Annotated in this window: 16 protein-coding genes and 2 pseudogenes; 6 read left to right on the forward strand and 12 right to left on the reverse strand. The window is 56.5% G+C overall.

The window, feature by feature from the left end:
* Nucleotides 1-22: 22 nt before the first annotated feature.
* Complete coding sequence (gene tgt, locus ACSZPU_RS03295) at nucleotides 23-1,150, reverse strand: tRNA guanosine(34) transglycosylase Tgt (RefSeq protein ID WP_498995441.1); 1,128 nt, start codon at nucleotides 1,148-1,150, stop codon at nucleotides 23-25.
* 52 nt (nucleotides 1,151-1,202) lie between these two features.
* On the reverse strand, nucleotides 1,203-2,273 hold the full coding sequence (gene queA, locus ACSZPU_RS03300) for a tRNA preQ1(34) S-adenosylmethionine ribosyltransferase-isomerase QueA (protein WP_498995443.1): 1,071 nt from the start codon (nucleotides 2,271-2,273) through the stop codon (nucleotides 1,203-1,205).
* A 202-nt stretch (nucleotides 2,274-2,475) separates the two neighbouring features.
* Between queA and acpH the strand changes: the two genes are divergently transcribed.
* Nucleotides 2,476-3,057: an ACP phosphodiesterase gene (gene acpH / locus ACSZPU_RS03305; protein ID WP_498995445.1), complete on the forward strand. Its 582-nt coding sequence runs from the start codon at nucleotides 2,476-2,478 to the stop codon at nucleotides 3,055-3,057.
* 2 nt (nucleotides 3,058-3,059) lie between these two features.
* On the opposite strand, the gene ACSZPU_RS03310 is transcribed toward acpH, so the two are convergent.
* The 3 genes from ACSZPU_RS03310 to malZ form a co-directional block, all read right to left on the reverse strand.
* Nucleotides 3,060-4,445 (reverse strand): DUF3999 family protein, encoded by a 1,386-nt coding sequence (locus tag ACSZPU_RS03310; RefSeq protein WP_498995447.1) that lies wholly within the window; start codon nucleotides 4,443-4,445, stop codon nucleotides 3,060-3,062.
* Nucleotides 4,442-7,141, reverse strand: coding sequence for a DUF2339 domain-containing protein (locus ACSZPU_RS03315; RefSeq protein ID WP_498995448.1), 2,700 nt, complete (start codon nucleotides 7,139-7,141; stop codon nucleotides 4,442-4,444). The genes ACSZPU_RS03310 and ACSZPU_RS03315 overlap by 4 nt, the downstream gene beginning before the upstream one ends.
* An 85-nt stretch (nucleotides 7,142-7,226) precedes the next feature.
* On the reverse strand, nucleotides 7,227-9,044 hold the full coding sequence (gene malZ / locus ACSZPU_RS03320) for a maltodextrin glucosidase (protein WP_498995449.1): 1,818 nt from the start codon (nucleotides 9,042-9,044) through the stop codon (nucleotides 7,227-7,229).
* A gap of 266 nt (nucleotides 9,045-9,310) precedes the next feature.
* On the opposite strand from malZ, the gene ACSZPU_RS03325 reads away from it, so the two are divergent.
* Both ACSZPU_RS03325 and ACSZPU_RS03330 read left to right on the forward strand, forming a co-directional pair.
* Nucleotides 9,311-10,252, forward strand: coding sequence for a 2-hydroxyacid dehydrogenase (locus ACSZPU_RS03325; protein WP_498995450.1), 942 nt, complete (start codon nucleotides 9,311-9,313; stop codon nucleotides 10,250-10,252).
* A gap of 87 nt (nucleotides 10,253-10,339) precedes the next feature.
* The gene (locus ACSZPU_RS03330) at nucleotides 10,340-11,740 is read left to right on the forward strand and encodes an anion permease (protein ID WP_498995453.1); all 1,401 of its coding nucleotides are present in this window, start codon (nucleotides 10,340-10,342) and stop codon (nucleotides 11,738-11,740) included.
* Nucleotides 11,741-11,785: 45 nt separating this feature from the next.
* Here the strand turns inward: ACSZPU_RS03330 and proY are convergent, their stop codons facing one another.
* The 4 genes from proY to phoB form a co-directional block, all read right to left on the reverse strand.
* A complete protein-coding gene (gene proY / locus ACSZPU_RS03335; RefSeq protein WP_498995454.1) occupies nucleotides 11,786-13,138 on the reverse strand; it encodes a proline-specific permease ProY in 1,353 nt (450 codons plus the stop codon).
* 80 nt (nucleotides 13,139-13,218) lie between these two features.
* The gene (brnQ, locus tag ACSZPU_RS03340; protein WP_498995456.1) at nucleotides 13,219-14,538 is read right to left on the reverse strand and encodes a branched-chain amino acid transporter carrier protein BrnQ; all 1,320 of its coding nucleotides are present in this window, start codon (nucleotides 14,536-14,538) and stop codon (nucleotides 13,219-13,221) included.
* 408 nt (nucleotides 14,539-14,946) lie between these two features.
* Nucleotides 14,947-16,242 carry a phosphate regulon sensor histidine kinase PhoR gene (phoR, locus tag ACSZPU_RS03345; RefSeq protein WP_498995458.1) on the reverse strand — a complete coding sequence of 432 codons (1,296 nt, stop codon included), beginning with the start codon at nucleotides 16,240-16,242 and terminating at the stop codon, nucleotides 14,947-14,949.
* Nucleotides 16,243-16,263: 21 nt separating this feature from the next.
* Nucleotides 16,264-16,953, reverse strand: a complete 690-nt coding sequence (gene phoB / locus ACSZPU_RS03350; protein WP_498995460.1) for a phosphate response regulator transcription factor PhoB — start codon at nucleotides 16,951-16,953, stop codon at nucleotides 16,264-16,266.
* Nucleotides 16,954-17,149: 196 nt separating this feature from the next.
* On the opposite strand from phoB, the pseudogene sbcD reads away from it, so the two are divergent.
* Both sbcD and sbcC read left to right on the forward strand, forming a co-directional pair.
* Nucleotides 17,150-18,352 (forward strand): annotated as a pseudogene (gene sbcD, locus ACSZPU_RS03355) (exonuclease subunit SbcD).
* Nucleotides 18,349-21,494: pseudogene (gene sbcC, locus ACSZPU_RS03360) on the forward strand (exonuclease subunit SbcC). Before sbcD ends, sbcC begins: the two co-directional pseudogenes overlap by 4 nt.
* 268 nt (nucleotides 21,495-21,762) lie before the next feature.
* On the opposite strand, the gene mak reads toward sbcC, so the two are convergent.
* A complete protein-coding gene (gene mak, locus ACSZPU_RS03365; protein WP_498995462.1) occupies nucleotides 21,763-22,668 on the reverse strand; it encodes a fructokinase in 906 nt (301 codons plus the stop codon).
* Nucleotides 22,669-22,767: 99 nt separating this feature from the next.
* On the opposite strand from mak, the gene rdgC reads away from it, so the two are divergent.
* Entirely contained in the window at nucleotides 22,768-23,679 is a 912-nt protein-coding gene (gene rdgC / locus ACSZPU_RS03370) for a recombination-associated protein RdgC (protein WP_498995464.1), read from the forward strand.
* Nucleotides 23,680-23,736: 57 nt separating this feature from the next.
* Here rdgC and ppnP read toward each other — a convergent pair whose 3' ends face one another.
* Nucleotides 23,737-24,021, reverse strand: coding sequence for a pyrimidine/purine nucleoside phosphorylase (gene ppnP / locus ACSZPU_RS03375; protein WP_498995467.1), 285 nt, complete (start codon nucleotides 24,019-24,021; stop codon nucleotides 23,737-23,739).
* A gap of 88 nt (nucleotides 24,022-24,109) precedes the next feature.
* Nucleotides 24,110-24,787, reverse strand: a complete 678-nt coding sequence (locus ACSZPU_RS03380) for an AroM family protein (RefSeq protein ID WP_498995469.1) — start codon at nucleotides 24,785-24,787, stop codon at nucleotides 24,110-24,112.
* Nucleotides 24,788-24,895 lie beyond the last annotated feature (108 nt).

A 24,895-nucleotide genomic window follows, 5' to 3' on the forward strand; every position in this document is an offset into this window, starting at 1 on the left:
TCAAATTCCCTCATTATTAAAATTAATCAACGTTCAAAGGCGGAACAGTACGCCCCTGACGCTGGTAAAAATCGGTCACGAAGCTCTCTAATTTACCCTCTTCAATAGCCTTGCGTAAACCCGCCATCAAGCGCTGGTAGTAACGCAGGTTATGAATGGTATTGAGTCGCGCGCCCAATATTTCGTTGCAACGATCGAGATGATGCAAGTAAGCGAGCGAATAATTGCGACAGGTGTAGCAATCACACTCAGGGTCGAGTGAACCCGTATCGCTTTTGTATTTCGCGTTACGGATTTTCACCACGCCGTTGGTCACAAACAGGTGACCATTGCGGGCATTACGTGTAGGCATAACGCAGTCGAACATATCGATGCCGCGACGTACGCCTTCCACCAAATCTTCTGGTTTACCCACGCCCATCAGATATCTTGGTTTATCTGCCGGGATTTGCGGGCAAACGTGTTCCAGAATGCGGTGCATGTCCTCTTTTGGCTCACCCACAGCGAGACCGCCGACAGCGTAGCCATCAAAGCCAATCTCTACCAGACCTTTCACGGAGATATCGCGTAAATCTTCGTAAACACTGCCCTGAATGATGCCAAACAGCGCATTCGGGTTTTCCAGCGAGTCAAAGCGGTCGCGGCTGCGTTTCGCCCAGCGCAGGGACATCTCCATCGAGCGTTTTGCATAGTCCCAGTCAGCCGGGTACGGCGTACATTCGTCGAAGATCATGACGATATCAGAACCGAGATCGTACTGAATTTCCATGGATTTTTCAGGATCGAGGAAAATCGGATCGCCGTTGATCGGGTTACGGAAGTGAACGCCTTTCTCGGTGATCTTACGAATGTCACCCAGGCTAAAGACCTGGAAGCCGCCGGAGTCGGTCAGGATCGGTCCTTTCCACTGCATAAAGTCATGCAGATCGCCGTGCAGTTTCATGATTTCCTGGCCCGGGCGCAGCCACAGGTGGAAGGTGTTGCCAAGGATGATTTGCGCGCCAGTGTCTTTGACTTCTTCCGGCGTCATCCCTTTAACGGTGCCATAGGTGCCGACAGGCATAAATGCAGGCGTTTCCACTACGCCACGAGCAAACACCAGGCGGCCGCGGCGTGCGCGACCATCGGTGGTATCCAGTTCAAATTTCATGTTTTCTCCAGCGTCAGAAAAACAGTCCGACGTTTAAACCAGCGTCGCGGATTTATTCCCCGACACGTTCAGAAATAGCCTGCGGATTGTACGTGATAAACATCGCGTCGCCGTAACTAAAAAATCGATATTTTTGCGCAACCGCTGCTTTGTAGGCATTCATGGTGTGCTGATACCCGGCAAAGGCGGAAACCAGCATGATAAGCGTTGATTCCGGCAGGTGGAAATTGGTCACCAGCGCATCGATAACCTGATACTGGTAGCCCGGGAAGATAAAGATTTGCGTGTCGCCAAAGAATGGTTCGATCAGCGCATTTTTCGCCGCCTGTGCCGCGCTCTCCAGCGAACGCACGGAGGTGGTCCCTACGGCGATAACACGATTGCCGCGCCCTTTGGCTGCCAGCACCGCGTTGACAACCTCCTGCGGCACTTCGGCGTATTCGGAGTGCATAATGTGGTCTTCAATGCTGTCCACGCGCACCGGCTGGAAGGTTCCTGCCCCAACGTGCAGCGTCACGAACGCCATCTCAATGCCCTTCTCGCGCAGACGCGCCAGCAGCGGCTCATCGAAATGCAGCCCTGCGGTCGGCGCAGCCACCGCACCCGGCTTCTGGCTGTAAACCGTCTGGTAAAGCTCGCGGTCAGCATCTTCGTCAGGGCGATCGATATACGGCGGCAGCGGCATATGACCAATGGCGTTCAGAATATCGAGCACCGGACGTTCATCGTAAAATTGCACCTCGAACAGCGCATCATGGCGAGCCACCATCGTGGCCGGGATGCTCTCATCGTCGCCCAGCAGCAGTTCCGCACCCGGCTTCGGTGCTTTTGACGCGCGAATATGCGCCAGAATGCGCTTATCGTCGAGCATACGCTCCACCAGCACTTCAATCTTACCGCCGCTGGCTTTGCGCCCGAACAGACGCGCCGGAATCACGCGGGTATTGTTAAACACCAGCAGGTCGCCGGGATTAAGCTTGTCGAGTAAATCCGTGAACGTACCGTGTGCAAGTTCACCTGTCGGCCCGTCCAGCGACAGCAAGCGGCAACTGCTGCGCTCAGGCTGCGGGTAGTGGGCAATCAGGGATTCAGGTAATTCAAAGGAAAAATCGGCAACGCGCATGACACTAACTCGAGATGTAAATAAGAGGCGGGTAGTCTAGTGCCGGGGCGTTCTCCCTGCAACCTTTACCCCTCCGGATAGTTCATATACTCTAAATAATTCGCATTACAAAATGGCGGCAGCAGCGAAAACTCCCGACAAATCCAATGGGAATACCACGCCCTACCGTGAAAATGCGACCTGAAAAAAAACGAGTATAACGATGAATTTTCTCGCACACCTGCACCTCGCACACCTCGCTAATAGCTCGCTTTCCGGTAACTTGCTGGCGGATTTTGTTCGCGGCAACCCGGACGCACTCTACGCTCCTGACGTGGTTTCCGGCATCCATATGCATCGTCGTATCGATGTCATGACCGACAACCTGCCGGAAGTTAAAGAGGCGCGCGGCTGGTTCCGTCCTGAAACACGCCGCGTCGCGCCGATCACGCTCGATGTTATGTGGGATCATTTCGTGTCGCGCCACTGGGATCGGATCTCACCCTCGATGCCGCTTAGCGAATTCGTCCACTACGCGCATACGCAGGTCAGCGTGATCCTGCCGGAGGCCCCGCCGCGCTTCGTCAATTTAAATGACTATTTGTGGTCTGAGCGCTGGCTGGAGCGCTACCGGGAGATGGATTTTATTCAGCGGGTTCTCAACGGCATGGCCAGCCGCCGACCGCGACTCGATGCCCTGCGGGACTCCTGGCAGGATCTGGATGAACACTACGCGCAGCTTGAAGAAAAGTTCTGGCAATTCTACCCGCGCATGATGGCGCAGGCAGAAACCAGAACCCTGTGATATCAGGCGGAACGCTCTTTTTGCACTTCGCGCCAGATACGCAGCGCCATCCACAGTAAGGCCAGCACGCCTAACACCAGTGCAGCCCAGACCAGCCAGATTTGCCACTGGCTGCGCAGTTCGGCAGCCGAGGTTGCGCTCAGACGCGCTTCGCCGCCGAGCTTCACGCGATCGCTGGCAACGGCCTCGGGCAAATTATCCGGTGAATGTTGCTGGCGTAGCGCCGCCGGGATCAGATTATCCAGCGTCACCGCCTCTTTTCCTGCCGCCTTGTTACCCCATGCAAGGATAAACGGTCCGGTCCCCTGCGCATTAAACAGCAGCCGCTGGCCGGTACGCTGCCCGGTAACCTGCGGAATAGCCTCAGGCATATGGGCGTTTACCGCTTTAAGGCGAATCCCCTGCACCAGCTCACCGGGGCTGGCAATGTCATCCGATACCTGGCCGTTGAGCTGCCAGAGCACCTCTTTGGCCAGTGGTCGCCATTCACTTTCCGCCGACGGACGCCAGGCTATCTCAACGGGCAGAACGCCTTCTTCATCCAGCTTCACCGCAATAGAAGAAAGCGGCTGCGGCTGCGACCATTGGTATTGCGCTTCCTGCGTGGAAATACGGTTTCCCCACGCCGGAAGACTCACGTTCGCGGCAAGATCCTTGTCGCTATTTTCAATCACCGTCGCTCCCGTGATCGTCACCGGCAACTGGGTGGTATTAAAGACCACCAGCAGATAGCGTGGACCATCGGTTGTCATGGCAAGGTTGATGTTGATTTGGTTGAGCGTGAGCCGGTCGTTGCCGCTCGCCACATCCATGACCGGCACATCATCTTGCAACAGCCCCCATTCCTGCATGTCGGTGCTGTAATAAACCGTTGCTTTGCCTTGCCAGTTTGTGGCGGGTTTATCCCAGTTAATCTTGAGTTGTGACACGGTGAACACACCGGAGGCATCGTCCGGCAGCGCCAGCAGGTAGCTCTGGCCTACCCCCTGAATCCGCGAACCTTCCAGTTTAATCTGGTAGCCATCCGGAGAACGCAGCCAGATCCGCTGCCCTTGCTCATCGAGTTTCTCAACGGGCGAGGTCGAGAGAGGAAAAATACGCAGCGCCATACTTTTCGGCGCGGGCTGCGTCTCTTTTAGCGTCTCCAGGGTAAACGGCACCCGCTCACCCTGATGGTTAAAAATGCGCACATCGCGCAGATCCGGCCAGACACTTTGCTGATAGACCTCGACAGGAAGATCCACGCGATACCAGGGAGAAGACTCCGTCGTTGTCAGCGCCCGTCCCCAGGCATAATCCTGCGGCGTTTCCGGCGTCGTATCACGGGCGAATCCCGGCGACGACAGGCTGATTAACGCCCCGATGACCACACTCACCATCCATCTCATGATTTCTCTTCCTCACTCAATGCTTTTGTCTCTTTTGGGGGCAAGGGAGAAAAATAGCCCACGATTAACACCAGCACCGCCACGCCAATAAAGGCAATAGCCCGCGCCAGTCCGCCGCCACCTGCGCTGTCCACCAGCATTAATTTCACGATAACCACGCCCAGCAAGGCCGCACCGCAGAACCATCCTTGTCGTTTTCCCCGCCGCGTTGCCAGTAGCATCACTACCAGCGCGCCCAGCATCCAGAACAGCGCGAAACTGGTCTGAATCAGGCGGGAATGCCAGAGATGTTCAATATCCCAGTCCACGCCGCCATAATTTGCCAGCGCCCGAAGCAGCAGGCCATTCAACCACCAGAAACCGATCCCGGCGAGCACCAGCGGTGCTCCACGTAGCGCCATCTGCGGGAAGCGCGTTTCACAGAAGCGCCACCCGCTCCACAGCGCCAACAATGCAAACGCGGCACCTTCTTCCAGTGGGTTAACCAGCGGCAGATAGCGCATGTGGATGACGCGCCCGTCCTGCACATTCGCCAAAAGCAGCATGACGACTAACGGGAGAACTACGGGCAGCAAGGCCAGCGAGCCGTACCATTGCGGCCAGACACGCAGCGGCCAGACACCGCGACGAATCCCGGCATAAATCAGTAAAACGGCAATACCGCCTGCCGCCATCAACAGACCGCTACGCCAGGCATCCATACCCCAGGGCAGCGCATCAACAAACCAGTAAAGTTCGGTACCCGCCGCCAGCAAAATGAGCCACAGCAGCGAAATATGTAGCCCCTGTGACAGCAGATCCGGCACTCTGCGCGCCCGATACAGCAGCAGGAATGCCGAGGGCAGCGCCACGCACCAGGCGAGGTTTTGCCAACCCGCGGCCAGCAACTGCTGCTGGATAACCAGCTGCCAGAGTAAAACCGCCAGCATCCCCGGCCAGAGCAGCCATACAGCATAGTGTAGCGCTCGCCAGCGAAGCCGCTGCGCCATATAACGCCAGCCCCAAACGGAGAGCGCCAGCAGCCCAAGTACCGCCGCCGGAATACCTTTATTAAGCACCCAGTCGGACGCCCCCCAGAGCGCCACCAGCCAGAAGGCGATCCCCCCCGCCAGCAGCACCAGGCTGCCCGGTGCGGGCAGACGACGCCAGAGTCTGGCGGCAACCAGCCAGGTCGCACTCAGTACCGCAAAAATCACCATCACCGAGAGCGCCGTTGTGCCGTCGGCCATGGCCCAGAGGGCACTGCCGAGTGCCAGCATCAGCAACCCGGTGCCGCTATAGCTCATACGCCGTTGCCCTTGCATCACGCCAAGCCACAGCACGCCCAACCCTTCCAGCGCCCACGCCATTGCCGTCCAGCGCGCCGACAGCGCCAGCGGAATAGCAAGCGTTGTAAATGCGCCACCGAGCGCCAGCGCCGCCAGAACCAGCGGTTTTCCCGCCGCCGGGAAGCGTTTTAGCGCCCCAAAGGCCAGCAGCATATAAAACGCGCCGTACCCCAGCGCACTGAGTGCCGGGCCATACGTCAGGTGCTGCGTAATGGCATATTGCATGCCAAACCCCACCAGCGGCGGAGCAAAGAGCAGCACGCCATCAATAATGCGCTCACCTTTCTTTTGCGCCCGTAGCGATAGCGCCACGCTCAACACGCCGAAGATCAGCAGATTAGCAATCAGGAACAGCTGGCAGCTCAGATAGTACTGAGGCCGGTAATCGGCAATCCCCCACAATCCGCCCACACCGAAAGTGAAAAACATCCCCAACAGGTTGAGCTCGCGCCAGTGCTGCCAGACGCTGATGGCCAGAATGCCGACAGAGAGTAATAGATAGAAAGAGAATAAGGTGACATGGCTACCGCCGCCCGTGGACAACAGCAGCGGTGCGGCATAACCGCCAAGGCTTGCCAGCATGGCCAGGCTTAACGCCCGTTGCAGAACAGCCAGCCCAACGCTGGCCGCGCAAATCAGCAGCAGTAGCGCAAACGCCAGTGACATGGGAAGCATCTGCCACAGGCGAAACGCGCCAAAGACCGTGAGATAGAGCGCTCCCGTCGCACCGCCTTGTAAGATCAAGGCAAAGACAGGCTGCTTGTGCCGCAAACGCCAGCCGAGGAACAGCAGCGCCATCGCACCCAGCGCGGCAACGGCCAGGCGCAGTTCCAGCGGGAAGAGCGAGCGTTCAACGCTATAGCGAAAGAGAAAGGCCAGTCCGAGGAACAGCAGGATGATACCGAGCTTTGCCAGCGGGTTGCCCTGCATAAACCAACGCAGCAGCGAGGTGGTCATGCCACCCAGCGGCCTGGCGGGAGCGGAGTCCGTCTGCACGGGTGCCGGTGTGGAGAGATTGGGCGAAGCCGCCGTCGCTGGCGTCCCTCGCGCCCAGACGTTCACCGGAGTGGGGTCGGGTACAACCGGCTCGGGCTGCGGCTGCGGGACAGAAATCTCAACCTCAGGTAAGACAATGTCAGGTAAAGCAGTCTCAGGCGGGGCAACAGGCGAAACCGCCTCCTGCACGGCGGGCGCTTCGCTCACACCACGCCCGCTAAGCTGCTGTTCAAGCAGGTCTACGCGCTGTCGCAGGCGCGACAGCTCACCCCTTGCGGCATTACTTCGTCGGTAAGCCAGAACCGATAATGCCGGGACAACCACCACCAGCATAAACAACAGGGCACAGGCTAACAGTACCAGTCCATCCATGATTTCACCTTCATTCCGGAGCGTGCATATACTTTGGCACACATTGCTGGAATTGCGCTATGCCCGCTGCGCTTTCAGGTACGCGTTAGTTCCCCTGCCAGACCGAGGCGGAGATGGCAGGTAACGCTAACACCTCATCCTGCAACGTTCCTTTCCCCTCTTTCAGATGCCACACCTTTGCTTCCAGCAGCGGCGATTCCGGCAGGACGACCTCGCAGGACTCCCCCCGGTTGATCGCCACCAGCACGCGTTCTTGCTGATACAGACGCAAGAAGACCACCACATTCTCTTCGGCATAGATCACCTGACAGCCGCCGTAACAGAGCGCGAGACAGCGTCTACGTAAGCGGGTCATCCGCTGGTAGAGCGCCAGCAGTCCTGCGTCCTGTTTTGCCCTGTCCCAGGGGAAAGGTTTGCGACAGAAGGGATCGTTGGCCCCGTCGAGTCCAACTTCATCGCCATAATAAATGCAGGGCACGCCGGGCCAGGTAAACAGCCAAATCACCGCCAGCGGCAGCCTGGCGACATCTTTCCCCAGCACGGTCTTAAAGCGCGGCGTGTCGTGGCTATCCAGTTGGTTAAACATCCGCAACTGCTGCTGATGAGAAAGCCCGGCACGGTAGTTGTCCATCCACACCATACAGGTCTGGGCATCAATACGCTGTGGATCCATCGAAATATCGGTATTCGCCAGAAACGCCCACAGCGGGAAGGCAAAGCCACGGTAGTTCATGGCGGCATCTTCCACATCCGCCTGCAGCCACTGGCGCGCATCGCCGAAATGCTCGCCGACGATATAGGCCTCAGGCAGCGTCTCTTTGGCAGCTTTGGCTATCCCGGCCACATGCTGCAGGTTATTGCGCGCCCCACCCGCTTCACCCAGCATATGCACCACATCCAGCCGCCAGCCGTCCATATTCCACGGCGCTTTCAGCCAGTGGCGCACCACGCTGTCTTCACCCTGGTACATCTCGTCCACCAGCGTCTGTGCCTGATAATCCAGCTTTGGCAGGCTCGAATAACCCAGCCAGTCGCGGGCGCGGCCATCATCATCAAAGCTGTACCATCCACGCCAATGAGAAGATAGATTATGGCAAGCCCCTGTCGTCCCACGATTATGGCGATCGAACCAGGCATGCGAGTCACCGCTGTGATTAAAGACCCCGTCCAACACCAGGCGGATCCCCAAACGGTGGGTATTACGGCGCAGACGAAACAGCGCCTGGTCGCCGCCAAAACGCGCATCCACGTGACGGTAATCTTCCGTGTCGTATTTGTGCACGCTGGGAGCGACAAAGATCGGGTTGAGGTAGAGCGCGGTCACGCCCAGTTTGCGCAGGTAAGGCAGTTTTTCGCTGATCCCGTCCAGCGTGCCGCCGTAAAAGGTTGAACCGCCCGCCTCACCGCTTAAAGGTTCATCCCAGTCGCGCAGCACGATCTCCTGGCCGGCAGCGTGGTGATAATAGACGTCGTCTTGCTGATCGCCATGCTGTCCGCTACGGGCAAAACGATCCGGAAAGATCTGATAAAACACCTGCTCCGCCACCCACTGCGGCCCGTTGTCGGGATAATCCACGGCGAATTGTTCCAGCCGTGCCGGGGGAAAACGGCTAAATCCCTGCGGCGTAAACCAGAGCTGGCGATCGTCCCACAGCAGCTTAAAGCTATAGCGACGCCGCGGCTGTCCGCTTTGCAAAGAGATCGCTGCACGCCAGGCCGTCACGCCGGGTTTCGGTGCCAGACGAACCCGCCGCATCGGTATCGCGGTCTCTTCATTATCTATTTCGGCCCGTAACGTGACGCGAGACGGGGGCTTACTTCCGGTTAGCCAGAGTGTAATAACCAGTTGGTCTTTGTTCTGTTTTACAAACGGCGCGACAGGCAAATGCCAGGCTTGCAACATCGACTTTCCCCTTTGTCAAAAATGGCGTCACTCTTGCACAAATGTAGTCTCGCCAGCTCATCTTTTCTGCTTTTTTATGGGGTTGAGAGCCAGGGCGCAGAAAATTCACCCTCTGTATTTTTTCCCACAGCCAGATGTGATCTGGCGGGTTTTTCGCCGGGCATATGCGTGAGTTTTTTCGCGCCGGGTTCGTGCGATTGCCCGAAGTCTCCCCTCCCTCCGGTTTTTTATACTGTGTGAAACCATAGCGTGAGAAGGGATTAAGCATGAGCAGTAAACCTGAGATTCTCGTCATCACTGAGATTCCCCAGCCGATGATTGATGTACTTGAGCAGCATTTTGTCGTGCATAAATTCTGGTTACAGGACCCCGAGTCATTTCTGCGTGAGCATGCCCATTCCATCCGCGGTGCCTTGACCCGTGCGGCCAAAGGCATCAAAAAAGATCTGATTGAAAAATTGCCCGCGCTGGAAGTGATCAGCGGCTTCGGGGTGGGTGTCGATGCCACCGACCTTGATACCTGCCGTCAGCGCGGCATTAAAGTCAGCAATACCCCGCGTGTTCTAAACGAATGTGTTGCCGACACTGGTCTCGCGCTGATGCTGGCCGTTAGCCGTAAAATCTGTGCCGCCGACCGTTTTGCCCGCACGGGTGCATGGGAAAGCGCAGGGTTTGAAGGTGCCTGGAAAGTAACCGGCAAGCGTTGCGGTATCGTCGGGATGGGCAACATCGGCCACGAAGTGGCAAACCGCGCCGCCGCATTCAGAATGCCGATTCATTATTTCAGCCCCAATGAAGCGCAAAACGCCGAATGGACGCACCATGCCTCCCTCGTTGAGCTGGCAAAAGCGGTCGATTTTCTCGTGCTGACGCTGCCAGGCGGCGCAGAAACTCACCACATTATTAACCGTGAAGTGCTGGAAGCGCTGGGGCCGGACGGCATCCTGGTGAACATTGCACGCGGCACCGTCGTCGATACCGACGCGCTGATTGCGGTACTTAGGGAAGGCAAACTGCGCGGTGCAGGTCTGGACGTGTTCGAGAAAGAACCGCATATTCCGGCACCGTTAATGGAACTGCCCAATGTCGTACTGCTGCCGCACATCGCCAGCAACACCGCCGAAACCCGTCAGGCCATGGCTGACCTGACTATCGATAACCTTATTCAATACTTCGGTGAAGGAAAACTGATTACCCCGGTCGTGTAAGGCGTTTTCTGGTTCACTTTGCCGTACAGAAAAACAGGATTATTCCTTCCCGCCGGCAGCGGCGGGAGACTGCTACAGGGAATGCATATGAACCGTTACCTGAAAGTCCTCATCTGCGCGATAGTCGCGCTCGTCATCTGGTTTTTTCCCGTACCCGAAGGCTTAGCCCCGCTCACCTGGCATATTCTCGCGGTCTTTATCACTACCGTAGTGGCGTTTATCCTCCAGCCGCTTCCCGTAGGTGCCGTGGCGCTGATTGCCATCAGTTTTATTATGCTTTCCGGCATGATGACCACTGCCGAGGCCTTAAAAGGGTTCAGCAGCACCACCGTATGGCTGATTGTGGCGGCGTTTCTCTACGCCAAAGGGTTTATTAAAACCGGGCTCGGTCGGCGTATCGCCTATCTGCTGATTCGCGGTTTCGGCGGCAGCTCGTTGCGCCTGGGCTACACGCTGGCCCTGAGTGATATGATCATCGCCCCGGCGACGCCGTCGAATACGGCGCGGGCAGGCGGTATTTTGTTTCCCATCGTGCGCGGTGTTTCCAGCAGTTTTGGCTCGGAGCCTGACCAGAATCCCCGCAAAATTGGCGCGTTTCTGATGCAGACGGTGTTCCACTCCAACTGTCTGTCGTCGTCGATGTTCATGACCGCCAGCGCCCCCAACGCGCTGATTGTCTCCCTTGCCGCCAGCACCCTGTTCGTGGATATTTCCTGGGGGATGTGGACCCTGAGCGCACTGGTGCCGGGCATCGTCGCGTTTATCACCATTCCGCTGGTTATCTATAAGCTCTACCCGCCTGAAATTAAAAAGACCCCGCAGGCAAAAGCACTGGCCCAGGAAGATCTGACCAAAATGGGGCCGGTTACCCGCGATGAGAGGATGACGATCGGCATCTTTTTGCTCTCGCTGCTGGCGTGGAGCACGTCGAAATGGACCGGTCTTGATGCAACGGCAGTGGCCCTGTCTGGCGTCTGCCTGATGCTGATGACCAATGTCATCAACTGGCAGGACGTGCAGTCGGAAAAAGGGGCGTGGGACATTCTGGTGTGGCTGGGGGTAATGATCTGTCTGGCAGACAAGCTCAACCAGCTTGGCCTGTTCAAATGGTTTGCCGTCACCACCTCAGCACTGTTCACCGGGATCCCATGGGAAATCACCCTCACCGTGCTGCTGATTGTCTACTGCTATTCACACTACTTCTTTGCCGGCAGCACGCCGCACGTGGTGGCGATGTATGCCGCATTCGGTAGCGTCTCGGTTGCCACCGGGGCGCCGCCGATGATGGTGGCACTCTCTCTGGCTTTCGTGACCAACCTGATGAGCGGTATTTCTCACTACGGCAACGGCCCGGCGGTGATTTACTACGGCGCAGGTTACGTCGCGCAGCGCGACTGGTGGCGTCTGGGCTTTATCGTGATGTTGATAAATATCGTGATTTGGTTCGGGCTGGGTGCCGTGTGGTGGAAGATTTTGGGATTGTGGTAACACGTTGTTTGCCCGGTAGCCAGACGCTACCGGGCGCTATCACACTTACGCCTTCTGGCGCTTAAACATCCAGCCAATCAGCAGCAGAACAATCCACGCAAAGCCCATATACAGCGAAATGCGCGTGTCCGGGTGCCAGCCAATCAGTGCGATGATAAAGACTAGGAAAATCAGCCCGGTTACGGTGGTTGCGACGCCGCCCGGCACTTTGAATTTCAGCGCGCTCACTTCCTGCGGCGACAAACGGCGACGGAAGGCAATTTGTGACAGCAGGATCATGATCCACACCCACACGGTGGCAAACGTCGCCAGTGACGCAATCACCAGAAAGACGTTTTCCGGCATGATGTAATTGAGGTAAACCGCAAACAGCAGCGCAATCGTCATGACCATTACCGTGACCCACGGAATGCCGCGACGCGAGGTTTTGGCGAACACTTTTGGCGCACTGCCCTGCTCTGCCATCCCGTGCAGCATACGGCCTACACCAAACACATCGGAGTTAATCGCCGACAGCGAAGCCGTCAGTACGACGAAGTTAAGAATGCTGGCCGCGAAGGTAATCCCCAGATGCTGGAAGGTCAGCACAAACGGGCTACCGTCGGTCCCCACCTGGTTCCACGGGTAAATGGACATGATGACAAACAGCGTCCCCACGTAGAACACCAGAATGCGCATCGGCACGGAGTTGATGGCGCGCGGAATGGACTTCTCCGGGTCTTCAGCTTCCCCGGCAGTGATACCGATAATCTCGATACCGCCGTAGGCGAACATCACCATTTGCAGCGACATCACCATTCCTATCCAGCCGTTGCTAAAGAAGCCGCCGTTGGTCCACAGGTTACTGATGCCGGTGGGCTGACCGCCGTTGCCAATCCCCCAGATGATGATGCCGAAACCGGCAGCAATCATGATGATAATGGTGGCGACTTTGAAGAAGGAGAACCAGAACTCCAGCTCGCCGAAGACCTTCACGCTCATCAGGTTGATAGAGCAGATGATCAGCACCACGCTGAGCACCCAGATCCAATGCGGTACGGCAGGAAACCAGACGCCCATATAAATGCCAAAGGCCGTCACATCGGCAATCGCCACAATCAGAATTTCGAAACAATAGGTCCAGCCGGTGATGTAACCGGCCAGCGGCCCGAGGTTTTCCTGCGCGTAGCGGGAAAATGAGCTGGCAGACGGGTTATGCACGGACATCTCGCCGAGGGCGCGCATGATGATATACGCTGCCACGCCGCCGATAATGTAGGCCAGCAATACGCTTGGCCCCGCCATTTTGATGGCATCGGCCGAGCCGTAAAACAGCCCGGTGCCAATCGCCGACCCCAGGGCCATAAAGCGAATGTGCCGGGTACTAAGACCTCGCTTTAGCTTGTTTGTACTTTCCATGGTTTCCTGTTCCAGGATGCAAAAAAACAAAAAACCACGGGACCCTGTAAGTCCCGTGGTTGGTAAAACATGTTGCGCAATTAATGTGCGCTGGAAGTCACCTGACGCCCTACGGCACGATCCCAGCATACCGCCAGAACCACCATCACCAGCGTTGGCATCAACCAGGCCAGGCCCTGCTCTGCCAGCGGCAGACGTTGAGTCCAGGCCGGGAGCACATCGCTAAAGGCAGAGGCTTTCACACCGTCCAGTACGCCAAATGCCAGGCTGATGAACATCGCCGGTGCAATCACGCGGGTCGAATTATGCCACCAGGAGCGCGTGAAGCTTAGCACGACAAGTGCGATACACGGCGGATAAATCATTGTCAGCACCGGAATGGAGATTTGAATCAGGTGGCTCAACCCCAGATTCGACACCGCCATTGAGAAGATGCCAAGGATAAACACCAGCGCGCGATAAGAGAGCGGCAGATACTGTGAGAAGAACTCTGCGCAGGCACAGGTCAAGCCTACAGCCGTCACCAGACAGGCGATGAAAATCAACGCCGCCAGCAGGAAGCTACCGGCACCACCAAAGGTGTGAGCAACGTAAGCGTGCAGAATCGCAGCACCGTTGGCAGACTGATCCACCAGCGTCGAGCTATCAGACCCCAGACGGAACAGCGCCAGATAGAGCAGCGTCAGACCGACACCGGCCATCAGGCCAGCCCAGACGGTATAGCGAGTCAGCAGACGGGCTTCGGTTACGCCGCGTGAACGCGCCGCATTAACGATAACAATCCCGAACACCATCGCGCCCAGCGTATCCATCGTCAAATAGCCATTCACAAAGCCGTTCGAGAACGCGGCGTGCTGGTAGGCATCCATCGCATGACTGATCGGACCGGCCGGCCAGACAATCGCGGCAACGGACAGAATGATCAGCGCAATGATTTTCAGCGGCGCGAGGAAGTTGCCAACGGTATCCAGCAGCTTGCCCGGATAGAGCGACACCAGAATCACCAGCGAGAAGTAGATGATGCTGTAAATCAGCAGTGGCAGTGAGCCTTCGCCGGTCAGCGGGGCAATGCCCACTTCAAACGACACGGTCGCGGTACGCGGTGTGGCAAACAGCGGCCCCACGGCCAGATAGCAGACGGTCGCCAGCAGAACGCCGGCCACTTTACCGATTGGCGTACTGAGGCTATCTACCCCACCGCCCACTTTCGCCAGCGCGACAACCGTCAGAACCGGCAGGCCCACGGCGGTAATCAGAAAGCCAATTGAGGCAGTCCAGACGTGCTCGCCTGCCTGCAAACCAACCATCGGGGGGAAAATGATGTTTCCTGCGCCGACGAACAGCGCGAAAGTCATAAAGCCCAGAGCAACAATGTCTCGTGGTTTTAAATGATGGGTCATAAACGTTTACTGCCTGTGGATGTGATGGTGTAAGTGTTGAAATTTTCGCCTTATTTCAGCGGAACATTACGGCGGAAATAACCTTAAAACATAGTGGGAAATACTTTCCACCCTGCGTGACGGAGAATAGTTTTTCGATTTACCACGCAAATACAGTCGGTCTGACGACGTACGGGGCGCAATTTAAACGCTTATAACGTTTAAAGGCAATAAGGGATCGCAAAACCAGATGGTTATACCATTTCTAAAATAAATACCAGATGAACATACTGTATATAAGAAAAACGGATGGCTAATCATGCGAACAAAAAATCACCACAGCCATAATCTGCTTGAGGATTTGGGAAAAACGAAGAGTGAAATGCGAGTCTGTGACAGCAGTGGAAAGAAAAGCTGACACCAACGGTGTCAGCTTGCGTTCTTCACAACGAGACGTTCAGGCAGCGTAAAGCTAAAACGAGTGCCTTTGCCGGGAGTACTGTCGATTTCCAGCTTGCTTTCGTGATGGTTAACCGCATGCTTCACGATTGCCAGCCCCAGCCCACTGCCGCCAGTTTGCCGGGAACGGGCTTTATCAACACGGTAAAAACGCTCGGTCAGACGCGGGATATGTTCCGGCCCAATCCCCGGTCCGTTATCTTCGACGATGAACTGGGCACCAGGCGTTGCTCGCTGCCAGCGCACGGTGATATGGGTTCCCGCAGGCGTATGGTTCACGGCGTTATACACCAGGTTCGAAATCGCACTGCGTAACTGTTCCTCGTTACCCTGCACTTTCAGGCCGTTGTCGACCACGAATTCGAACTCATGCTTCTTTTGGCTTAACGTCTGCGCCTCACGCTCCACAACGCGCAGCATCATCGGCACGTCGATAATTTCATTGGGCGGTAACGTCGGTGCCGCTTCGATTTTGGACAATGTCAGCAGCTGTTTGACCAGACCTTCCATCCGCGATGTCTGCTCACGCATGGTGTGCAGCGCTTTTTCGCGCGGCGGCCCTTCCAGCGTCTGCTCCTGCATCATTTCCAGATAGCCCTGCAAGACCGTTAACGGCGTGCGCAGTTCGTGGCTGACATTGGCAAAAAAGTTACGTCGCGCCCCTTCAAGCTGGTGCATTTGCGTGACATCACGCGCCACCATCAGTAATTGCTGCTCGCTGTAGGGCATCACGCGGATCTCCAGATGGCGACCACTGTTAAGCACCAGATTAAGCGGGCGGGCAAAGTCTTTGGTTTTAAGATAGCGGGTAAATTCAGGATAACGCAGCAGGTTGAGGATGTTTTGTCCGTTGTCATCGGGCCAGCGCAGGTTCAGCAGTTGCTGCGCCAGGCCGTTACACCAGAAAATCGATCCGTTTTCGGTGGTCAGCACCACCGCATCGGGCAGCGACTCCGCACCGCTACGAAAGCGTTTGATCAAATTACCCAGTTCGCGACGGCGCTTTTTATTACGCATCTGCATCTGGTGCAGACCATAGAGCAACGGTTCCCAGCTTCCCGTGCCCGGTGGCGGCGTCATACTTTTATCGACCCACAACCACCAGGAAAGACGCATTAAGTTCCAGAAATGCCAGGTCAGTAACCCGGTCACTGCCACCAGTAAAAACCAGGGCAGATAACCGAAGAAAGCACCGAGTAGCGCAGCAGGTAGACAACAAAGGATGAGTTCGAGTACCAGCCTTTTCCATGACAGCCGTTCCAGCACGCGTCACACTCCTTTCAGATTTTAGAAACGGGTCGAGAAACGATAACCCGTGCCGCGAACGGTTTGTACCATACGATCGTGGCCGCTGTGTTCCAGCGCTTTACGCAGTCGGCGAATATGAACATCCACCGTGCGGTCTTCAACATAGACATTCGTTCCCCAGACATGGTTCAGCAGTTGTTCGCGGCTATACACACGTTCCGGGTGGGTCATAAAGAAATGTAGTAGCTTAAATTCGGTAGGCCCCATGTCCAGGGGATTTTCCCCGGTCATCACGCGGTGGGAGCTTGGGTCAAGGCCTAAGCCCTGCATTTCAATGACTTCTTCTACCGCCATCGGCGAGATACGGCGCATGACGGCTTTAATGCGCGCCACTAGTTCCTTCGGCGAAAACGGCTTGGTAATATAATCATCTGCGCCCGTCTCAAGCCCGCGCACACGGTCTTCTTCTTCACCGCGCGCCGTCAGCATCATCACCGGGATATCGCGGGTCATGGCCTCACGCTTGAGATGTTTGATGAACTGAATACCTGAGCCACCTGGCAGCATCCAGTCGAGCAAAATCAGGTCGGGCCAGGGTTCATTAAGTTGGTTCACCGCGCTGTCATAATCTTCCGCTTCGACAGGTTGAAAGCCGTTTTGCTCGAGTACGAAGCACACCATCTCACGGATTGGCGCTTCATCTTCTACGACCAGAATGCGTCTTGCCATAATTTGCCCTGTTTAATGTAAGTCATCAGCTAATTGCGGCGCCATTATGCGTCACTTTTGTGACAGATTTATGAAACAAATGACCAACAGATGACCCAAGCCTTTGTTTTATGACAGCGGAGAAACGCTTTCACACTCCGCTCATATGCCCTTGAATGTTATAATCCTGTTTACGCTTTTTTGCCACGGAACCGCCATGCGCATCATTCATACTTCGGACTGGCACCTGGGTCAGAACTTCTACAGTAAAAGCCGCGCCGCCGAACACGACGCCTTCCTTAACTGGCTACTGGCCACTGCCGAAACGCACCTGGTCGATGCCATTATTGTCGCTGGCGACATCTTCGATACCGGCTCGCCGCCTAGCTATGCCCGCGAACTCTACAACCGTTTCGTGGTGAATTTACAGCAGACGGGCTGCCACCTGGTGGTGCTGGCCGGTAACCATGATTCGGTCGCCACGCTAAACGAATCGAAATAGATCCTCGCCTGGCTGAAAACCACGGTTGTCGCCAGCGCAGGCAGCGAGCCGTTTTGCCTGCCGTTACGCGACGGTTCCCCCGGTGCCATTTTTTGCCCGGTACCCTTTTTGCGCCCGCGCGACATCATCACCAGCCAGACAGGGCTTTCCGGGCAGGAAAAACAGCAACATCTGCTGGAAGCCATCACCGATTACTATCAGCATCAGTACCAGGCCGCCTGCGACTTACGCGGCGACCGCGCGTTGCCGATTATTGCCAGCGGCCATCTGACCACCGTCGGGGCCAGTAAAAGTGACGCCGTACGTGACATCTATATCGGTACGCTGGATGCCTTCCCCGCACAGAATTTCCCGCCCGCCGATTACATCGCGCTGGGACATATTCATCGCCCGCAAAAGCCTGGCGGACAAGAACATATCCGCTACTGCGGCTCGCCAATCCCGCTGAGCTTTGATGAAACCGGTAACGGCAAATATGTCAATCTGGTGACATTCTCAGACGGGAAACTGGCGGATGTGACAGCGCTGGAAGTTCCTGTTACACAGCAACTGGCGGTCATAAAGGGCGATCTTGGGGCAATTAGTCAGCAACTTGAGCAGTGGCGGGACACCCCTGCCGACGCACCGGTGTGGCTGGATATCGAAGTCACAACCGAGGATTACCTGAGCGACATGCAGCGAAAAATTCAGGCCCTGACCACCGATCTGCCGGTCGAGGTGTTATTGGTTCGCCGCAGCCGCGAACAGCGGGAGCGCATCCTCGCCAGCGAACGCCGCGAGACCTTGAGCGAGCTGAAAGTGGAAGAGGTATTCGCTCGCCGTCTCGCCCAGGAGGAGCTCGACGAGGTGCAGATTGCCCGCCTGCAATCACTCTTTAGCGAAACGCTCCACTCGCTCAATCAGGAGCATGACGCATGAAAATCCTCAGCCTACGCCTGAAAAACCTCAATTCATTAAAGGGCGAGTGGAAGATTGATTTCACTGCGGAGCCGTTTGCCAGCAACGGTCTGTTTGCCATCACCGGGCCAACCGGGGCCGGGAAAACCACCCTGCTGGATGCCATCTGCCTGGCGCTGTATCACGAGACGCCGCGCCTGAATACCGTTTCGCAGTCGCAAAACGATCTGATGACCCGCGATACCGCCGACTGTCTGGCTGAGGTCGAATTTGAAGTTAAGGATGTCGCCTATCGTGCGTTCTGGAGCCAAAGCCGCGCGCGCAATCATCCGGACGGAAATTTGCAGGTTCCGCGCGTGGAGCTGGCCCGCTGCGAAGACGGCAAAATTCTCGCCGATAAAGTGAAAGACAAGCTGGAGCTGACCGCCGCCTTAACCGGGCTGGATTATGGCCGCTTCACCCGCTCGATGCTGCTCTCCCAGGGACAATTCGCCGCCTTTCTCAACGCCAAACCGAAAGAGCGTGCGGAGCTACTTGAGGAACTGACCGGCACCGAAATTTACGGGCAGATTTCCGCCGATGTGTTTGAAAAACTTAAGTCGCCAAAATCGAGCTGGAGAAACTCCAGGCCCAGGCCGAAGGCGTCGTGCTGCTTAACGATGAACAGCGGGAATCACTGAATGCAAGTGTGCAGGCACTCACTGACGAAGAACAGCGCCTGCTACACGGACAGCGCGACGTGCAGGCACAGCTGAACTGGCTAGTTCGCCGCGGTGAGCTGCAAACCGCCTGCGAGAGGGCACAAAAAGCCCAACAGCAGGCACAACAGGCACGCGTTACCGCCGAACCACAGTTGGCGAGGCTTGCACGGGTTCAGCCTGCATTGCAGTTGCGACCCGTCTGGGAGCGGTTGCAGGAACAACGAAAAGCACAGGACAGCAGCCGTCACCAGAATGAAGAAGTGAATACTCGCTTACAGGCGAGCCTGGCGCTGCGGGCACAGATTCGTGCCAACGCGGCCCGACAGCATCAGGAGTTAATGGTCTCGCAAAAAACGCTCGCCCAGTGGCTCGAAGACAACAACCGTTTTCAACGCTGGCAGAACGAGTTAACCGGCTGGCGGGCGATGCTGAATCAGCAGATAGATGACAAAAAGCCCTGGCTGGCGTTGCAATCGCGTATCGAACAAAACGAACTGAAATTACGCAGCCTGATGACCGTTTCGCTGGAGATGACAGCAGACGAGGTCAGCGCGGCGATGACGCTAAGTGCGCAGAATCGCCCGCTGCGTCAGCGGCTGACCGCCCTGCACGCGCGTTTTGCGCCGTTACAAAAACACCTCTCCCAGCGCCAGCAAAGCCTGACGGAACTCAAAGCCGAGCAGGAAAAACTGACGGCCGAGCTGGCGCGTAAGCGCGAGCTGTATAAAGAAAAAAACCAGCTGTTGACGGAAGTTCGCACCATCTGCGAGCTGGAAGATCGAATCCGCAGTCTGGAAACCGAGCGTGCACGTCTGCAACCGGGCCATCCTTGCCCGCTTTGCGGTTCAACAGAGCACCCTGCAATTGCCGAATATCAGGCCATCGTCCCCGGCGTGAATCATGCCCGCCGCGATGCGCTGGACCTTGAAGTACGCCAGGTAAAAGAAGACGGTGTGGCACTCGGTGAACGCCTGAAAGGGTTAAGCGAACGCATTGAAAAAGACGACCGGGAGGCGAAATCACTCCAGGAGCAGGAGCAAACGCTCACTCAGGAGTGGCAGGAATTGTGTGTGTCGCTGCACGTCACCCTGCAACCGCAGCACGATATATCCAGTTGGTTGAGCGCGCAGGATGCCTACGAGCATCAGCTCTATCAGTTAAGCCAGCGCCTGACATTGCAAAGCCAAATCAGTGAATTGTGCCAGCAGGTGCAGCAATACCAGCAGGCAGCCGAGGCGCGTCGCGCGAATCTGGCCACCATGCTCGAGCCGCTTGGGCTAACGCTGCCGCCGGAAGATGAAGAGACACAATGGCTGGCAGCCCGCTCGGCGGAGGCTGCGCTCTGGCAGGAAAAACAGACCGCATTTGGCGCGTTGCACGAGCAGATTGCGCGGCTGGATCCTCTTCTCGATACGCTGCCGGAAGAGGCCACGCCGGATGAGGTGAAAGCCGTTGCCTTAGATAACTGGCGACAGGTCCATAACGATTGCGTATCGCTGCACAGTCAGTGGCAAACCCTGCAACAACAGTTAGCACAAGAGACGCAGCGTCTGGCGGAGCTGGAGAAACAGTTCGCCGATACGCTGGCAAAAAGCGAGTTTGCCGATCGGCAGGCGTTTCTTGATGCGCTGTTGAGTGACGATGAGCGCGCGGGCCTGGAACAGCTCCGCCAGCGTCTCGAAAGTGACGAACAGCAGGCGAAGGCATTGGTCGCCAGCGCTGAACAGACGTTAGCTGCACATATCGCGCAACCTCCCACCGCGTTGAGCGACGATGCAGACACGGAGAAATCCCGTGAAGCGCTGGAATTGCTGGCACGCCAGTTGCGTGAAAACACCACCCGTCAGGGGGAATGCCGCCAGCAGCTCAGACAGGATGCGGACAACCGCCAGCGTCAACAGGCGCTGATGCTGGATATTGAACGCGCGGCCCTGCGTTGCGACGACTGGGGGCATCTCAACGCCCTGATTGGCTCAAAAGAAGGGGATAAATTCCGCAAATTCGCGCAGGGATTAACCCTCGAAAATCTGGTGTGGCTGGCCAACAATCAGTTAAACCGCCTGCACGGGCGCTATCTGCTGAAACGCAAAGTCAGCGAAGCGCTGGAACTGGAGGTGGTTGATACCTGGCAGGCCGATGCGATACGCGATACCCGCACGCTGTCCGGCGGAGAAAGCTTCCTGGTGAGCCTGGCGCTGGCGCTCGCATTGTCGGACCTGGTCAGCCATAAGACCCGCATCGATTCGCTGTTCCTCGATGAAGGTTTCGGCACGCTGGACAGCGAAACGCTGGATACCGCGCTGGATGCCCTCGATGCGCTGAACGCCAGCGGTAAAACCATCGGCGTGATCAGCCACGTTGAGGCAATGAAAGAGCGTATTCCGGTGCAGATTAAAGTGAGGAAAATTAACGGCCTGGGCTACAGCAAGCTCGATAGCACGTTCTCAGTGCCACACGCGTGACCCAGGGAAACCCGGATGCGGCGCGAACGCCTTGTCCGGGCTACCGCTCAACAACGTGCCACACATCGTAGCCCCGGTAAGCGCAACGTCACCGGGGGCTGTTCCCGGATGCGGCGCAAACGCCTTATCCGGGCTACCGATGGACAACGAGCCACATATCGTAGCCCGGTAAGCGCAGCGCCACCGGGGGCTGTTCCCGGATGCGACGCAAACGCCTTATCCAGGCTACCGCTCAACAACATGTCACACTTCGCGGGAACCGGTTAATTTACACCTGCGGCCACAGCCATGCCGCGCCGCGCACACCGCTGGAATCACCGTGCAGCGCTTTGCGGATAGGAGTTTCGCACTCGCCGCCGAAAACCCAGTTTTTCACCAGATTCGGGACGGTTTTATACAGGCGTTCGACGTTGCTCATCCCACCGCCGAGCACAATTACATCCGGGTCGAGGATATTCACCACATGGGCCAGCGACTTCGCCAGACGCAGCTCATAGCGGCTCAACGCCAGCTCGGCCAGCGGGTCCTGCTCTTCCACCAGACGAATGATTTCATTGCCCTTGAGCGCATGCCCGCTTAAGCGCTGGTAATCTGTGCCAAAGCCGGTACCGGAGATAAAGGTTTCGATACACCCTTGTTTACCGCAGTAGCACGGCACTTCCTCGCGATAGCGCAGCTCATCTTCATCCATCCACGGCAGCGGATTATGCCCCCACTCGCCTGCCGTCCCGTTGCCGCCGATATGCGAGCGGCCACCGAACGCCAGCCCCGCCCCGCAGCCCGTACCGATAATCACCGCAAACACGGTCTGCGCCCCCGCCGCCGCACCATCGACCGCTTCTGACACAGCCAGACAGTTCGCATCGTTCGCCAGACGAACTTCCCGATTCAGGCGCTGGCTTAAATCTTTATCGAATGGCTTGCCGTTGAGCCAGGTTGAGTTGGCATTTTTCACTACGCCCGTATAGGGGGAAATGGAGCCGGGGATCCCCATACCCACCGTCCCGGTTTGCCCGGTTTCTTTCTCGGTCAACGTGACCAGAGAAACCAGCAGGTCGAGGGTTTGCTGATAATCACGCGGCGTCGCCTGACGATGGCGAAACAGCTCGTCACCGCTATCGCTGAGCGCAATGATTTCCGTCTTTGTACCGCCTAAATCGATACCAATACGCACATAATGCTCCTCATAGTTGGACAACGCATTCACATGCAAGCGCGGCGACAATTAGTTATCATGCCCGCTGCAATTAACGACCAGACTGTGGAAAATATCATGCTGTGGTTCAAAAATTTAATGGTGTACCGTCTCACCCGCGATGTAGCGCTGCAGGCGGAAGAGATGGAAAAACAGCTTGCCCCACTATCGTTTACCCCATGCGGTAGTCAGGATATGGCGAAAACCGGGTGGGTTCCACCGATGGGTTCACACAGTGATGCGCTGACTCACACTGCAAACGGTCAGATCATTATCTGTGCGCGCAAAGAAGAGAAAATTCTGCCTTCACCGGTGATCAAACAGGCGCTGGAAGCCAAAATTTCCCGTCTTGAGGCCGACCAGGGCCGCAAGCTGAAAAAAACCGAAAAAGATTCCCTGAAAGATGAAGTGCTGGACTCTCTGCTGCCGCGCGCCTTTAGCCGTTTTAGCCAGACCATGATGTGGATTGATACCGTTAACGGTTTGATCATGGTGGACTGTGCAAGTGCGAAAAAAGCGGAAGATACGCTGGCACTGCTGCGTAAAAGCCTGGGGTCTCTGCCGGTTGTCCCGCTGACGCTGGAAACGCCGATTGAGCTGACGCTGACGGAATGGGTACGTTCCGGTACGGTCGCGCAGGGCTTCCAGTTGCTCGACGAAGCCGAGCTGAAAGCCATTCTGGAAGATGGCGGCGTGATCCGCTGTAAAAAGCAGGAACTGGTGAGCGACGAGATTGCCGTGCATATCGAAGCGGGCAAAGTGGTCACCAAGCTGGCCCTCGACTGGCAGCAGCGCGTTCAGTTCGTGGTCTGTGACGACGGCTCAATCAAGCGCCTGAAATTCGGCGATGAGATACGCGACCAGAACGAAGATATCGACCGTGACGACGTCGCTCAGCGCTTTGATGCGGACTTCATTCTGATGACGGGCGAGCTGGCAACGCTGATCCACAGCCTGGTGGAAGGTCTGGGCGGCGAAGCCGAACGCTAAGACGAAAAACGTCAGACGCTAAAATGCAGAACGCCCGGTTGAGCCGGGCGTTTTCTTTTACAGATAGCGGCAGAGGTAAGACGTCGGCTCGGCGACCTGCAGGTGGAATTCACTTTGGCCGGCAACATTGAACACTTCGCCCGCAGCAAAAGTTTGCCATTCAGTTTCACCTGGCAGCAGGACGCGCAGCGCACCGCTAATGACCGTCATTTCTTCCGGCTGCGCGGTACCAAAGGTGTATTCACCTTCCGCCATCACGCCCACACTGGCACGGCCAGTACTGCTACTGGTAAAACCAATGGATTTCACTTTACCGGAAAAGTATTCGTTACTTTGAAGCATGAACTGGCCCTTATAGAGAAAATGTATGGAAAAACACTATAGAGGCCAGACTTCGCTTCTGTCACGCGAAATTGCAGGGCGAAACGGCTTATACCAACAGTTCCGACGCCAGTCGCGCCACCAGCACATTAGACAGTAGCACTGGCACATCCAATGATTTCTGGAGCAAATCTCTGTGCCATTGATGAAAACCGAGGCAATCGAGCATTAACACGTCCGCGCCCTGTTCAATCAACTCTTTTCCCGCTGTGACCAGCTCGTACTCTGTCGCCTCGTACGGGTGCGCCAGCGTGTAATACGGCGTGTTTTCCAGCACGCTCCATTTTCGCTGCTGCTGTTGCATCAGTTCAGGGATCGGCACGATCACCCCCACCTGATGCCCGTCCACGATCGAAGCAACCAGCGGTGGAATAATGCGCTGCGGTTCAATCAGAATGGAGTTTCGCGCATTGAGTCCACGGATATCCGCCGTACTCATCAGCAAAATCACGTCATAACCCTGGTTATCCATCACTTCGATAACGCTTTGCAGGTCGCGCTCCACTTTCTCGCGCGAGACCATCACAATGCTGTCATCGCACAGACGCGTAGGCAGCGGCGTTTCGCCCGGCTCAACGCCGTAATCGGTCAGGACATCCGCGGGATCCATTTTGCCAAGCAGGCTGAAATGGGTAATCTGCTGCTCGGAAATATGTTCGGTCAGCAGCGGTAAAATCGCATTAACAGGCACCACCCCCACGGTGAGGATCGCCATCGTCGCACTCATTTTCTTCATCCGCCTTGCAACACTGCTTTTCGTTAATACCTTGACGCAGTCTGATATGAACCGGGGCTAAGTGCTCCGGTTTTCAGGCATATCAGCCCAGAGAAACTC

It is taken from the genome of Phytobacter sp. V69 (genome assembly GCF_965644215.1).
Lineage (GTDB): Bacteria > Pseudomonadota > Gammaproteobacteria > Enterobacterales > Enterobacteriaceae > Phytobacter.